Genomic DNA, 13,691 nt, shown 5'->3' on the forward strand with positions numbered 1-13,691 from the left:
ACGGTTTCCACTGCGGACATTCAGGCCTCGACCATGAACGGCGTCGGATCGCCGCAACCGACGCGAACCACTTCCGGGTCGTCGCCAGTCAAGTCAATCACCGTGGAGGCCTTGATGCCGCCGAAGCCGCCATCGACGATCAAGTCCACTTGGTGCTCAAGCAACTGGCGCATTTCGTACGGATCGCTCAGCGGGTCTTCATCGCCAGGCATGATCAGGGTCACACTCATCAGCGGCTCGCCGAGTTCGGCCAGCAGCGCCAGCGCAATCGGATGGCTCGGCACACGCAGGCCGATGGTGCGCTTCTTCGGATGCAGCAAAAGACGCGGCACTTCGCGGGTGGCGTTGAGAATGAAGGTGTATGGCCCCGGCAAATGTGCTTTGAGAATGCGGAAGGTGCCGGTGTCGATCTTGGCGTAGTTGCCCAGTTGCGACAGGTCGCTGCAGATCAGCGCAAAGTTGTGCTTTTCATCGAGCTGACGCAGGCGACGAACACGCTCGATCGCGGTTTTATCGCCGATCTGGCAACCGATCGCGTAGGAAGAGTCCGTGGGATAAACCACCACCCCGCCCTTGCGGATGATCTCGACCGCCTGCTTTATCAGGCGCGCTTGCGGGTTTTCCGGATGAATCTGGAAAAATTGACTCACATTCTCTACCTGTTCAGACGGCGGCAATATCTGTGTCATGTTTGAACCGACACCACAGGGGTGGAAGGTCCTCGGGAACCGGCCGGTACTGGCCGATCTCGGACCAGCCGCCAGGGCCATGGAAGTCACTGCCGGCGCTGACCAGCAGACCGAACTCACGGGCAAGGATTGCCAGGCTGCCCACCTGTTCCGCAGGCTGATAGCCATTGACCACCTCGATCGCATGCCCGCCTGCTTGAATATAGTCGGCAATCAGCTTCCGGCGCTTGCTGCGGGTGAAATCGTAGTGCCACGGATGCGCCAGGCTGACCCAGGCCCCGGCGGCGCGCAGTGTGCCAACGGTGTCTTCCAGCGTCGGCCAGTGCAACTTGACGTCACCCAGCTTGCCGGCGCCGAGCCATTTGCGGAAGGCTTCGGCGCGATCCATTACAAAACCTTCACGCACCATCCAGTCGGCGAAATGCGGACGGGCCGGGGCGTTGCCGCTGTCGCCCAGTTCCTGCTGAACCTGCCGGGCGCCTTCGAGGGCACCGGGCATGCCCTTGAGGGCGAGCTTGCGGCTTATTTCTTCCGACCGCAGCCAGCGGCCATCGTGCAATTTGGCAATTGCCTCGACCAACGGCGCGGCATTGACATCAAAACCGTAGCCCAACACATGAATGGTCGCGCCGCCCCACGTACAGGACAATTCGACGCCGTTGACCAGTTGCATGCCCAACTCATTGGCAGCCACGCGCGCTTCGGCTAGGCCTTCGAGGGTGTCGTGGTCGGTCAACGCCAGGACTCGCACGCCGTTCTCGAACGCACGCGCAACCAGAACCGCAGGCGCCAGGGCGCCATCGGAGGCCGTGCTATGGCAGTGCAAATCAACATTCACGGGGAGTTGTAACCTCAAATCAGCTGGCGCTATCGCGCGCCCATATGTTTGTTATTATGCCGCCACATCCAGCTTCTGGCTCTCACTGTGAAACAATTCATCGATTTCATCCCGCTTCTGCTGTTCTTCATCGTTTACAAACTTGATCCACGGGTCGTCGACATCGCTGGCCATGAAGTGACTGTAGGCGGTATTTACAGCGCCACGGCGATGCTGATCATCAGTTCCCTGGTGGTGTATGGCGCGTTGTTCATCAAACAGCGCAAGCTGGAAAAGAGCCAATGGCTGACCCTGATCGCCTGCCTGGTGTTCGGCAGCCTGACACTGGCTTTCCATAGCGAGACCTTCCTGAAATGGAAAGCGCCGGTGGTCAACTGGCTGTTCGCCGTCGCCTTCATCGGCAGTCACTTCATCGGTGACCGTCTGCTGATCAAACGCATCATGGGCCACGCGCTGACCCTGCCGGATCCGGTCTGGACCCGCCTGAACATCGCCTGGATCGCCTTTTTCCTGTTCTGCGGCGCTGCCAACCTGTTCGTCGCCTTCACCTTCCAGAGCTACTGGGTGGACTTCAAGGTGTTCGGCAGCCTGGGCATGACTCTGGTGTTCCTGGTCGCACAGGGCATTTACCTGTCGCGCCACCTGCACGATGCCGATACCACAACAACACCAAAAACCGAGGACTGACATGCTCTACGCAATCATTGCCACCGACGTCGCCAACTCGCTCGAAGCACGCCTGACCGCGCGTCCTGCGCATCTGGAACGCCTGCAAGCGCTCAAGGGCGAAGGCCGCATCGTATTGGCCGGCCCACACCCGGCCGTCGACAGCAATGATCCGGGCGAAGCGGGTTTCACCGGCAGCCTGATCGTCGCCGAATTCGATTCGCTGAGTGCAGCGCAAGCGTGGGCAGATGCCGATCCGTATATTGCCGCTGGCGTTTACGCCAATGTGCTCGTGAAACCGTTCAAACAAGTCCTGCCTTGAAAGTCCGGTGATGAGGGGATTTCTCCCCTCATCACCCGCGACATTGCCGCTGACACTGAACCTTCCTGGTTCTTGCTGCTCTCAATCGCTCATTATTCTCGTTTGCCTGCCGACAACCTGCCCAATATCCATTTGGAAACAGGTGTCGCGATGCGCAAGGGTCCGTTGTGTCTGATGTTGGTCACGTTGTCGATCATGGCACCCGCCCATGGTGAGGAAACCACCGAAGGCGGCAGCTCCATGCCATTGTCGTTAAGCGCCGGCAGCCAGATCACCGAGTTGCAACAGCGCCTCAAGGCCAGCGAGCAGCAACGGGAAGAATTGAGCAAACAACTGCAAAATGCCGACAACACCCGCGAAAGTGCCCAGCTTGCCCGGTTGCGCCAGGAGAACCAGCGTCTCAAGCTGCAACTCAAGGAAGCCCAGGCCAGCCCGCTGCCGCGTCTGCTGACCGATCAGCAGCAGTGGTTCGTCACGGGCGCCGGAGTAGCGCTATTGGCGCTGCTCTGCGGTATCTTTGCCAGTGGAGCAAGCCGAAAACGTCGGCAATGGCTAAATTGAGTGAGTCATGAGCGAGCTGTTACTGATTGATGATGACCAGGAGTTGTGCGAACTCCTGAGTAGCTGGCTGAGCCAGGAAGGCTTCCATGTGCGTGCCTGCCACGATGGCCAGAGCGCCCGCAAGGCACTGGCTGAAACGGCCCCGGCGGCGGTGGTGCTGGACGTGATGCTGCCCGACGGCAGCGGTCTGGAACTGCTCAAGCAACTGCGCAACGATCACGCTGATCTGCCGGTGCTGATGCTCTCGGCCCGCGGCGAGCCGCTGGATCGTATACTTGGCCTGGAACTGGGCGCCGACGATTATCTGGCCAAACCGTGCGATCCGCGCGAGTTGACCGCACGTCTGCGCGCTGTACTGCGCCGCAGCCATCCGGCGGCGGTGTCGACTCAGCTTGAGCTGGGCGATCTGAGTTTCAGCCCGGTGCGCGGCGTGGTCAGCATCGACGAGAAAGAACTGACCCTCACTGTTTCCGAAAGCCGTCTGCTCGAAGCGCTGCTAAAACAGCCGGGCGAGCCGCTGGACAAACAGGAACTGGCGCAGATCGCCCTCGGTCGCAAGCTGACCCTGTACGACCGCAGCCTCGACATGCACGTCAGCAATCTGCGCAAAAAGATCGGCCCGCACCCCGACGGCCGCCCGCGCATCGTCGCTCTGCGTAGCCGCGGTTACTTCTATAGCCTCTGAACCGCGCCCATTCCCACTGTAGGAGCTGCCGAAGGCTGCGATCTTTTGATCTGTCTTTTAAAAACAAGATCAAAAGATCGCAGCCTTCGGCAGCTCCTACACAGGGCATGTGTAAGGTTGGACCCGAAGCGTCTTTACCGAAGCTTTACGCTGTGCTGACCGCCGCTGACCTTGATCTCCGTAATCTGTACTCATCCGGAACGTACCGGGAACGAGACAAGGAGATACACCATGCGCAAGACTCTTATCGCTCTGATGTTCGCTGCCGCTCTGCCAACCGTCGCCATGGCCATGCCGCAAGACGGCGGCCCGATGGGTGGCCCGCTTGACGGCCCACGCCACGGCGGTCAGATGCACGGCATGCACGGCATGCACGGCAAAGGCCCGTACAGCCAACTCGACCTGTCTCGTGAACAGCGCGAGCAGATCCGCAAGATCATGGGCGAGCAGATGCACGAGCGTAAGCAAGTGGTCGACAAGTACCTGGAAAAACTCTCGCCGGCTGACCAGAAAGCCATGAAAGACGAGATGGCCGCCAACCACAAGAAAGCCGAGACCGATGTGCGCGCCGTGTTGAAACCGGATCAACAGAAGAAATTCGACGAGATCCAGAAGAAACAGGCCGAGCGTCGCGCCGAATGGGCCGAGTTCAAGGCGTGGAAAGCGCAACAGGCGCAAAAAGCGCAATAATGTTCTGACCCCGGACCCGACGGTTAACCCGTCGGGTCTTTTGCAACCCGGAACCTGTAGGAGCTGCCGAAGGCTGCGATCTTTTGATCTTGATCTTAAAAAACAAAGTCAAAAGATCGCAGCCTTCGGCAGTTCCTACAGGGATTTGTGTTTGATTGAGGATTTTCTGTGCGTTCATTGTTCTGGCGTATTCTCGCGAGCTTCTGGCTGGCCATCGCGCTGGTGGCCGGGTTGTCCATTCTGCTCGGGCACATGCTCAACCAGGACGCGTGGATCCTCAGCCGCCATCCGGGCCTCAACAGCCTCGCCGGCGAATGGACGCAAACCTACGAAGCCCAGGGCGAAGAAGCCGCCCAGGACATCCTCGAACAGCGCAAACGCCAATATCACATCGACGTCCAAGTGCTCAACGAAAGCGGCGATCCGCTGGTGCGTGGGACGTTCCCGCGCCGCGCCGCCGCCTTCGAAGCGCGGCAGAACAACGATGACCGACGTCTGCCATGGCGACGTTTGACCGACGAATTCACCAGTGAAAAAACCGGTGACACCTACCTGTTCATCTACCGCATCCCGCACCCGGAACTCGACGCCTGGCACCGCGAAAGCCTGCTCTGGCCGCTGAGTGCACTGGGCATCGCGTTGGTGGTGCTGACCTTGTTCAGTCTGTTGGTGACCTTCTCCATCACCCGCCCGCTCAGCCGTTTGCGCGGCGCAGTGCATGATCTCGGGCAGACGACTTATCAGCAGAACAGCTTGGCGAAACTGGCTAACCGTCGCGATGAATTTGGTGTACTGGCTAATGACTTCAATCGCATGGGGGCGCGTCTGCAGAGCCTGATTGGCAGCCAACGGCAGCTGTTGCGCGACGTGTCTCACGAATTGCGCTCACCGTTGGCGCGGCTGCGCATTGCCTTGGCGCTGGCGGAACGGGCCAACCCCGAAGAACGCGAGAAACTCTGGCCACGACTGACCCGCGAGTGCGATCGGCTGGAAGCTTTGATCAGTGAAATTCTGGTGCTGGCGCGAGTCGATGCTGACAATGCCAGTGCTGAAGAGGTGGATCTGAATGCCTTGCTCGGCACGTTGCAGAAGGATGCGAAACTTGCATCGCCCGAGCAGATCGTGCGTCTTGATGCCGAACCGCAGCTGAACCTGAAGGGTTGGCCGACCATGATCGAGCGCGCCGTCGATAACTTGTTGCGCAATGCCCAGCGCTTCAACCCTGAAGGTCAGGCGATTGAAATGCAGGCTTCGCGTCAGGGCGAGAAAATTATCGTCAGCGTGCGCGACCATGGGCCGGGGGTGCAGGCGGAACATTTGAGTCAGCTGGGCGAGCCGTTTTACCGGGCACCGGGGCAGACGGCGGCGGGACATGGTCTGGGCCTGGCGATTGCACGAAGGGCGGCGGAGCGCCATGGTGGGAGTTTGACGCTGGCCAATCATCCGCAGGGCGGGTTTATTGCCAGTCTGGAATTGCCGCTCGTGCCGGGAGCGGTGGTGCAACCCTAAAAGCCACCCTCACCCCAGAAAAGCCCCTCACCCCAGCCCTCTCCCGGAGGGAGAGGGGGCCGACCGAGGTGTCTTGCGCCCTACATCGACCTGAAGAACCGAGTTGATTATGGGCCCGGAAGGCACGTGAATCGTCGCCGACTCTGGGTTCGAAATGCATCGGAACCGTTATCGACTCCGAGCTCGAAATGCATCGGAACCGTTATCGACTCTGGATTCAGCCGAGCACTTTCAGGTCGGCGTACCTCTACAGCATCCCCCAAATCAGTCCCCTCTCCCTCCGGGAGAGGGCTAGGGTGAGGGGCTTTTGATCTTCAGGCTTTACCAGGCCAGACACTAACGAACTCGGTCAGGTCGACCTTTTCAGCTACGCGAGGCTCCTTCTGCGGCGTGCCAAGGTAAAGAAACGCAATCACCTCTTCACCCTCCGCCAGCCCCAAGCCTTTAGCCACATGCTGCGAATAAGCCAAATCCCCCGTACGCCAAACCGCACCAATCCCCTGCGCATACGCCGCCAGCAAAATCCCGTGCGCCGCACACCCGGCCGCGAGCAACTGCTCGGCCTTAGGATATTTAACGTGTTCCTGCAATCTGGCGATCACTACCACCACCAGCGGTGCACGCAGCGGACCGTTACGGGCCTTGTCGATCATCGCTTCGGTGACCTCGCCTTCCTGCATTTGCGCCGCTTCGGCCAACAACTCGCCCATCTGCTCGCGCGCTGCGCCTTCGACGGTCAGAAAGCGATACGGCTGCAAATGCCCGTGATCCGGCGCGCGCAATGCGGCACCAAACAGAGCTTCGCGCTGCTCGGCAGTGGGGGCCGGTTCGACCAGTCGTGGAACGGAAACACGGTTGAGCAACGCGTCGAGAGCCTGCATCGGCCACCTCCTGAAAAATATGTGCGGCTATTCTAGCTTTATCTGCCAACAGGATGCCGGTTTACATGCCCTGCCCCACGGGTAGAATGGCGCCCTTCCCACATCAGCCCGAGCGGACTTCATGGCGTTGCCGACCTTACGGATCATTGGTTTCATCATCGGCATCTTCCTGATCACCCTGGCCGTGGCCATGGTCGTGCCGATGGCCACCCTGGTGATTTTTGAACGCACCAGCGACCTGCCGTCGTTCCTCTGGGCGAGCATGATCACCTTCGTCGCCGGCCTCGCGCTGGTGATTCCCGGCCGGCCCGAACACATTCATCTGCGCCCGCGCGACATGTACCTGCTGACGGTCAGCAGTTGGCTGGTGGTGTGCATTTTTGCCGCGCTGCCATTCTTGCTGACTCAGCACATCAGCTACACCGACTCGTTCTTCGAAAGTATGTCGGGCATTACCGCCACCGGCTCGACCGTGCTCAATCATCTCGACGACATGTCGCCGGGCATCCTGATGTGGCGCTCGTTGCTGCACTGGATCGGCGGCATCGGCTTTATCGGTATGGCGGTGGCAATTCTGCCGCTGCTGCGCATCGGTGGCATGCGCCTGTTCCAGACCGAATCCTCGGACCGCTCGGAAAAGGTCATGCCGCGTTCGCACATGGTGGCGCGGCTGATCGTCGCGGCGTATGTCGGCATCACCATTCTTGGCAGCCTGGCGTTCTGGTGGGCCGGGATGAGCCCGTTCGATGCGATCAACCACGCGATGTCAGCGATTTCCACCGGCGGGTTCTCGACCTCCGATCAGTCGCTGGCCAAGTGGACGCAACCGGCGGTGCACTGGGTTGCGGTGGTCATCATGATTCTCGGCAGCCTGCCGTTCACCCTGTACGTGGCGACGCTGCGCGGCAACCGCAAGGCGTTGATCAAGGATCAGCAGGTGCAGGGTTTGCTCGGCATGTTGCTGGTGACCTGGCTGGTGCTCGGCACCTGGTACTGGTGGACGACCAATCTGCATTGGCTCGATGCGCTACGCCACGTCGCACTGAACGTGACCTCGGTAGTCACCACCACCGGTTTCGCCCTCGGCGACTACAGCCTGTGGGGCAACTTCTCGCTGATGCTGTTTTTCTATCTGGGCTTTGTCGGCGGCTGTTCCGGTTCGACAGCGGGCGGGATCAAGATTTTCCGTTTCCAGGTCGCCTACATCCTGCTCAAGGCCAACCTTAATCAGCTGATTCACCCGCGCGCGGTGATCAAGCAGAAGTACAACGGTCACCGCCTCGACGAAGAGATCGTCCGTTCGATTCTGACGTTTTCGTTCTTCTTCGCCATCACCATCTGCGTGATCGCCCTGCTGCTGTCGCTGCTCGGTGTCGACTGGATGACCGCACTGACCGGTGCCGCCAGCACCGTGTCCGGTGTCGGCCCGGGCCTTGGCGAAACCATTGGCCCGGCGGGCAACTTCGCCACCCTTCCCGATGCGGCCAAGTGGATCCTGTCGTTCGGCATGCTGCTCGGTCGACTGGAGATCATTACGGTGTTTGTGCTGTGTATTCCGGCCTTTTGGCGTCACTGACCGCAGCCGGCGCCTGCAACAACCGCGTCCGGTAGTCACCGGGCGTGGTGTCGAACCAGCGGCGGAACGCGCGAAAGAAGTTGCTCGGATCGGCGAAGCCCAACAGATAAGCGATTTCCAGCAAGGTCATGCTCGGCTGCGCCAGATACTGCTCGGCCAGTTCACGGCGGGTGTCATCGAGCAACTGTTGAAAACTGGTGCCCTCCTCCTGCAAGCGCCGCTGCAAGGTACGCTGCGATAAATGCAGGGTTTGCGCCACGGTATCGCGCTTTGGCTCGCCTTGTGGCAGCAACCGGCACAGCACCTGTCGAGCCTTGTGGGTCACGCGGCTTTCGGAAAACCGTGCCAGATACTCCCCGGCAAAGCGGTCATGCAACAGCGCCATGGCTTCGTTGGCGGTGGGCAGCGGTGCTTCCATGTCGGCACGCTCGAAGATCAGCGCATCGTAGGGCGCGTTGAACATCAGCGGTGCGTGGAAAGCTTGTTTATAGGGTTCCAGGTCATCCGGCTCAGCGCCCTGCACCAAGACTTTGACCGGATGCAGGGTACGCCCGCTCAACCAGCCACACAGGCCCAGTGCACAGGCCAGCGAGGCTTCGGCACTTTGCCGGGTCGGCGGCAGATGATCGCCGTGCACCGTCAGAATCAGCGCATAACCTTCATCAAGTAACCGAAAACTCAGATCGGCGCTCTCGGCGATGATGCGCTGATAACGCACCAGTCGCTGGAAGCCTTCGGCCAGGGTATTGCTCGACATCAGTGCATAGCCGGCGACATGAAACGACGCCGGTCGCACCACCTTGCCCATGTTCAGGCCAATCGCCGGGTTGCCGGACAGCTCGACTGCCCGTTGCCAGAGGCGGGTCATGGAATCTTGCGGGAAGCGCGCATCCGGATCATCCAGAGCCGTGTAATCAAGCCCCAGCTGCTTGAACAGAACCCGGCAATCCAGGCCGTCCATCTCCAATGCTTTGACAATCCCCATCGCCCAGCTTGCAGAAGTCGTTCGTTCGCTCATGGCGTTTTTCTTTTACATGAGGGGCCGCATGTTACGGCCTGATTTGCGAAGGATACTAAAGTGGCGCCGATTGTCACTGGCCCACGCCAATGATCACTCTAGACTCAAATAAGCTACCCGCAGAACAACTCGTCGCCAGAACAATAACCACAGAGAACGCGGTCGTGGAAAACATCAAGTATTTCAACAGCTTCGCTGAGTTCTATCCGTATTATCTCAGCGAACACAGCAACAGCACCTGTCGGCGCCTGCATTTCATCGGCACGACACTGGTGATTTTCATACTGGCGATGACCATCGCCAAAGGCGCGTGGCTGCTGCTATTGGCGGTGCCGCTGGCCGGTTACAGTTTTGCCTGGGTCGGGCACTTCTTTTTTGAAAAGAACCGCCCGGCGACTTTCCAGCATCCGCTGTACAGCCTGCTCGGCGACTTCGTCATGTACCGCGACATGATTCTGGGTCGCGTGGCGTTCTGAATGAGGGTCAGCCAATGAATGCCAATGCCCGCTTCACCCATATGAAAGACGGCACCCAAGAAGACTGGGCGATCATCGCTGCGGATTTCAGTGCCTACGCCAAACAACTGCCTTCGCGAATCCTGACTCACCTGAAACTGCTGGAAGGCGATTTCGGCGGCTTTCCGGTGGATCGTCTGACCCACTCACTGCAAACCGCGACCCGCGCCTTTCGTGATGGCCGCGACGAAGAATATGTGGTTTGTGCACTGCTGCATGACATTGGCGACACACTGGGCTCGTATAACCATCCGGACATTGCTGCGGCGATTCTCAAGCCGTTCGTCAGTGCCGAAAATCTGTGGATGGTCGAGAAGCACGGGGTGTTTCAGGGGTATTACTTCTTTCATCATCTGGGCATGGATCGGCATCTGCGTGAGCAGTTCGCCGGTCATCCGCAGTTTCAGGCGACCGCCGAGTTCTGTGCCAAATACGATGCGGCGGCGTTTGATCCTGACTATGACACGCTGCCGTTGAGCTTCTTTGAGCCGATGATGGAACGGTTGTTTGCGCAGCCGAAGAACTCGATTTACAAAGCGGCGATGGAGGAACTCTCGCCAGCGTAATCATCCTCGGGAACCGCTGCGCGGTTCATCGCGAGCAGGCTCACTCCTACAGTTGAAATGCGTACCCCTGTAGGAGTGAGCCTGCTCGCGATGAGGCCCTCTCAATCACCAGAGCATTATGCGAGTTCAGCGACTTTGGCAGCCTTGAGCTCCGCCTCCCGCGCCTGCGCATCCGCCAGCCGATACAACTCGATCGTGCCATCCCAATGCTCGATCAACGCCGTGCACGACTCCACCCAATCGCCGCAATTGAGGTAATCCACCTCCCCCACCTTGCGGATCTCGGCGTGGTGAATGTGCCCGCACACCACGCCATGCAACTCGCGCTTCACGCACTCATGGGCAATGGCTTCTTCAAAGTCGCTGATGAAACTCACCGCCGTTTTCACCTTGTGCTTGAGGTACGCCGACAGCGACCAGTAACCGTAGCCATAGCGCGCCCGCCAGTGGTTGAGCCAGCGATTGAGGGTCAGGGTGAATTCGTAGGCGGAGTCGCCAAGGAAGGCCAGCCAGCGGTGATATCGGGTGATGACATCGAACTGATCGCCGTGAATCACCAGCAGATGCCGACCGTCTGCGGTGACATGCACCGCCTCGTCGACCAACTGGATATTGCCCAGGATCAGCTTCGAATATCGCCGCAGGAATTCGTCGTGGTTGCCGGTGACGTAGATCACCTCGGTGCCGCGCTTGCTCATGGTTAACAAACGACGGATCACGTTGGTATGCGCTTGCGGCCAGTACATGCCGCCGCGCAGTTTCCAGCCGTCAATGATGTCGCCGACCAGATAAATCTTGTCGGCATGGTAGCCCTTGAGAAATTGCGACAAGTGCTCGGCCTGGCAATCGCGCGTGCCCAAATGCACGTCGGAGATCCACAGGGTTCGCACCCGTTGTTTGCGACTGGGTCTGGCGAGCTCGGCGCTGGTCATGGGCAACCCTCTGCGATGTTTTCGCCACTGTGCGCCTGCCCGGTTAATCGACCATGACAAGCGTGAGTCAGTCGTGTGACAACGCATTGCGCGTGCGTCGGTGTAGACTGGCGATCACTTCGGAGACAACCTGCCATGCGACCGATCCTCACCCTGCGTCAGTACACCCACGACCTGATCGTCCACAGCCACGACCACGCGCAATTGGTGTTCGGGCTGTCCGGTGCGCTGGATTTCGAGGTCGAGGGTTGCGGCAGCCAGGTGCGTCAGCAGAGTTTTGTGGTGATTCCGTCCGGTGCGCATCATGCCTGCGGCAGTCCCGACGGCAGCCGCTGTCTGGTGCTGGATATCCCGAATGGGCAGTGGGTGACGGACTCATTGGGCGAGCATGCCGATGCCAGTCATCGTTTGCTCGATCAGCCCGCGCGCCTGTCGCTGGATTCCGGGCAAAACCAGTTGGTCAGCTGGCTGGCGAACAGTCCGGTGAGCGATCCGTTGATCGCGCAACAAGGCGCAGTGTTGCTGCTGGCCAGTCTTAATCACTCGCAGCCTGCCGAAGTTGCCGCCCGCCGCCTGCCCTATGCCGCGCTGGATGCACACATCGAACAACACGCCGCTTATCCGCTGCAAGTCGCCGATCTGGCACGGGTCGCCGGATTGTCCAATGCCCGCATGCATGCACGGTTCATGGCCGAATGCGGGCAGACGCCGATGGATTACATCCGCAGTCGACGCTTGCATCTGGCGGTGCAACTGCTGCGCGACACCGCACTGCCGATTGGCGAGATTGCCAGTCGCGTCGGCTACAGCTCGCAGAGTGCCTTCTCGGCTGCCGTCCTGCGCGAGTTCGGTTCGTCGCCCGGCCAGCTTCGCCGCGATTCCGGCGACAAAAGACGATAGCCTGCCGACAGACTTCTGGCTGTTACCCGGTTCAATATGTAGGAGCTGCAGGAGGCTGCTCCTCCAGTTGAAATCGCGTTTAAGATAGAAGGATTGCAATGACTCCGCGTACCGCCCTCGGCGCTCTGCATATCGGTGCTTTGATGTTTGGCCTGACCGGTGTGTTCGGCAAACTCGCCGCTGCGTCCCCCGCCGTGATCGTCTTCGGTCGCGCGGCTTTCGCCGTGCTCGCCCTGGCGTTTTTCGCCCGTTTTGCCAGACAGCACGGCTGGCAGAAACTTCAGGCTATGGACTGGCGGCGCCTGGCCCTCAGCGGTGTGTTGCTGGCCGGGCACTGGGTGAGTTTCTTCCTGTCGGTGAAGATCGCCGGTGTCGCCATCGCAACCTTGGGCTTTGCCAGTTTCCCGGCGTTCACGGTGATTCTCGAAGGGCTGATTTTCCGCGAACGCATCCGTGCCAATGAAATTGTGCTGGTGGTGTTGGTCAGCATCGGCCTGATTCTGGTGACCCCGGCGTTCGACCTGGGCAGCGGCGCGACCATCGGTTTGCTTTGGTCGGTGCTGTCGGGACTGTTGTTCTCGCTGTTGTCACTAACTAACCGCGCCAGCTCCGGGCGGATTCCGGCGGTGCAAGCGGCGCTGTGCCAAAACGTCGTGGTGGCGCTGTGCCTACTCCCGGTTGCAGCGCCGCAACTGAGCGAAGTGCGCGCACTCGACTGGCTGTGGATTGCGCTGCTGGGGGTGTTCTGTACCGGCGTCGCGCACAGCCTGTTCGTTGCCAGTCTGGCGGTGATCAAGGCGCGCACGGCGGCGGTAGTGTTTGCGCTGGAGCCGGTCTACGGCATCACCGTCGCCTGGCTGTTGTTCAATGAAAACCCGACGTCGAAGATGTTGATCGGCGGTGCGTTGATCATTGTTGCCATCGTCGTGTCAGCGCGGATGTCCGGCCATGCCGACAAGAAAACCGTCGCCGCCGAGGCTGGGTCTCACTGAGTGCGGTCGTTGTGACCAAGATCGCGGTCAGGATCGATCTGATCGCGAACCCGCTGCTTCAAGACCTTGGCCTCGGGAAAACCGCCGTCGGCCTTGCGTTCCCAGATCTGCACGCCGGCGCAGGTGATGTGAAATACCCCGCCGGTGCCTGGCACCAGCGAGACTTTGCCGAGGTCGTCGGCAAAGGTGCTGAGCAGCTCCTGCGCCAGCCACGCGGCGCGCAGCAGCCACTGGCATTGGGTGCAATAGGTGATGACAACTTCTGCTTTTGCGACAGTCATGTTCGCTGGAACTCCTGAGACAGAGGGCGCCGCTATAATAGCCGGCTTTAACGCTTGCCCCGAGACTCAC

The 13,691-nt window shown here is 60.0% G+C and carries 17 protein-coding genes; 11 read left to right on the forward strand and 6 right to left on the reverse strand.

Annotated features, from left to right (window positions below; translation table 11 throughout):
• Positions 1-20 precede the first annotated feature (20 nt).
• Both ACOYXE_RS14945 and ACOYXE_RS14950 read right to left on the reverse strand, forming a co-directional pair.
• Positions 21-650, reverse strand: a complete 630-nt coding sequence (locus tag ACOYXE_RS14945; protein ID WP_038363745.1) for an L-threonylcarbamoyladenylate synthase — start codon at positions 648-650, stop codon at positions 21-23.
• 13 nt (positions 651-663) lie between these two features.
• Positions 664-1,527, reverse strand: a complete 864-nt coding sequence (locus tag ACOYXE_RS14950) for a PHP domain-containing protein (RefSeq protein WP_460926207.1) — start codon at positions 1,525-1,527, stop codon at positions 664-666.
• Between the two features lie 87 nt (positions 1,528-1,614).
• Here ACOYXE_RS14950 and ACOYXE_RS14955 point away from each other — a divergent pair, with 87 nt between their 5' ends.
• The 6 genes from ACOYXE_RS14955 to ACOYXE_RS14980 all read left to right on the forward strand — a co-directional run bounded on the left by ACOYXE_RS14955 (position 1,615) and on the right by ACOYXE_RS14980 (position 5,960).
• Positions 1,615-2,214: a septation protein A gene (locus ACOYXE_RS14955; RefSeq protein WP_007919675.1), complete on the forward strand. Its 600-nt coding sequence runs from the start codon at positions 1,615-1,617 to the stop codon at positions 2,212-2,214.
• Between the two features lies 1 nt (position 2,215).
• Positions 2,216-2,515 (forward strand): YciI family protein, encoded by a 300-nt coding sequence (locus ACOYXE_RS14960; protein WP_160056708.1) that lies wholly within the window; start codon positions 2,216-2,218, stop codon positions 2,513-2,515.
• Positions 2,516-2,665: 150 nt separating this feature from the next.
• Entirely contained in the window at positions 2,666-3,076 is a 411-nt protein-coding gene (locus ACOYXE_RS14965) for a translation initiation factor 2 (protein ID WP_460926209.1), read from the forward strand.
• Between the two features lie 7 nt (positions 3,077-3,083).
• Positions 3,084-3,761, forward strand: coding sequence for a response regulator transcription factor (locus tag ACOYXE_RS14970; protein ID WP_095050143.1), 678 nt, complete (start codon positions 3,084-3,086; stop codon positions 3,759-3,761).
• 231 nt (positions 3,762-3,992) lie between these two features.
• Entirely contained in the window at positions 3,993-4,451 is a 459-nt protein-coding gene (locus ACOYXE_RS14975; protein WP_460926210.1) for a Spy/CpxP family protein refolding chaperone, read from the forward strand.
• A 168-nt stretch (positions 4,452-4,619) separates the two neighbouring features.
• Positions 4,620-5,960 (forward strand): sensor histidine kinase, encoded by a 1,341-nt coding sequence (locus ACOYXE_RS14980; RefSeq protein ID WP_460926211.1) that lies wholly within the window; start codon positions 4,620-4,622, stop codon positions 5,958-5,960.
• A gap of 314 nt (positions 5,961-6,274) precedes the next feature.
• Here the strand turns inward: ACOYXE_RS14980 and ACOYXE_RS14985 are convergent, their stop codons facing one another.
• The gene (locus tag ACOYXE_RS14985) at positions 6,275-6,841 is read right to left on the reverse strand and encodes a nitroreductase family protein (protein WP_160056704.1); all 567 of its coding nucleotides are present in this window, start codon (positions 6,839-6,841) and stop codon (positions 6,275-6,277) included.
• Between the two features lie 121 nt (positions 6,842-6,962).
• Between ACOYXE_RS14985 and ACOYXE_RS14990 the strand changes: the two genes are divergently transcribed.
• Positions 6,963-8,417, forward strand: coding sequence for a TrkH family potassium uptake protein (locus ACOYXE_RS14990; protein ID WP_016984216.1), 1,455 nt, complete (start codon positions 6,963-6,965; stop codon positions 8,415-8,417).
• On the opposite strand, the gene ACOYXE_RS14995 is transcribed toward ACOYXE_RS14990, so the two are convergent.
• Positions 8,374-9,435, reverse strand: a complete 1,062-nt coding sequence (locus ACOYXE_RS14995; RefSeq protein WP_202982146.1) for an AraC family transcriptional regulator — start codon at positions 9,433-9,435, stop codon at positions 8,374-8,376. The two genes, ACOYXE_RS14990 and ACOYXE_RS14995, sit on opposite strands and share 44 nt — an antisense overlap.
• A gap of 164 nt (positions 9,436-9,599) precedes the next feature.
• Between ACOYXE_RS14995 and ACOYXE_RS15000 the strand changes: the two genes are divergently transcribed.
• Together ACOYXE_RS15000 and ACOYXE_RS15005 are read left to right on the forward strand one after the other, a co-directional pair.
• A complete protein-coding gene (locus ACOYXE_RS15000; protein ID WP_460926212.1) occupies positions 9,600-9,911 on the forward strand; it encodes an Mpo1-like protein in 312 nt (103 codons plus the stop codon).
• A gap of 14 nt (positions 9,912-9,925) precedes the next feature.
• Complete coding sequence (locus ACOYXE_RS15005; RefSeq protein WP_160056700.1) at positions 9,926-10,516, forward strand: HD domain-containing protein; 591 nt, start codon at positions 9,926-9,928, stop codon at positions 10,514-10,516.
• A gap of 116 nt (positions 10,517-10,632) precedes the next feature.
• Here ACOYXE_RS15005 and ACOYXE_RS15010 read toward each other — a convergent pair whose 3' ends face one another.
• Positions 10,633-11,448 carry a UDP-2,3-diacylglucosamine diphosphatase gene (locus ACOYXE_RS15010; RefSeq protein ID WP_007919701.1) on the reverse strand — a complete coding sequence of 272 codons (816 nt, stop codon included), beginning with the start codon at positions 11,446-11,448 and terminating at the stop codon, positions 10,633-10,635.
• Positions 11,449-11,583: 135 nt separating this feature from the next.
• Between ACOYXE_RS15010 and ACOYXE_RS15015 the strand changes: the two genes are divergently transcribed.
• Positions 11,584-12,348 carry an AraC family transcriptional regulator gene (locus ACOYXE_RS15015; protein ID WP_160056698.1) on the forward strand — a complete coding sequence of 255 codons (765 nt, stop codon included), beginning with the start codon at positions 11,584-11,586 and terminating at the stop codon, positions 12,346-12,348.
• Between the two features lie 98 nt (positions 12,349-12,446).
• On the forward strand, positions 12,447-13,340 hold the full coding sequence (locus ACOYXE_RS15020; protein ID WP_160056696.1) for a DMT family transporter: 894 nt from the start codon (positions 12,447-12,449) through the stop codon (positions 13,338-13,340).
• Here the strand turns inward: ACOYXE_RS15020 and ACOYXE_RS15025 are convergent.
• Positions 13,334-13,621, reverse strand: coding sequence for an Rdx family protein (locus tag ACOYXE_RS15025; RefSeq protein WP_016771139.1), 288 nt, complete (start codon positions 13,619-13,621; stop codon positions 13,334-13,336). The two genes, ACOYXE_RS15020 and ACOYXE_RS15025, sit on opposite strands and share 7 nt — an antisense overlap.
• Positions 13,622-13,691: the final 70 nt, after the last annotated feature.

This window comes from Pseudomonas sp. MC6 (assembly GCF_054790575.1).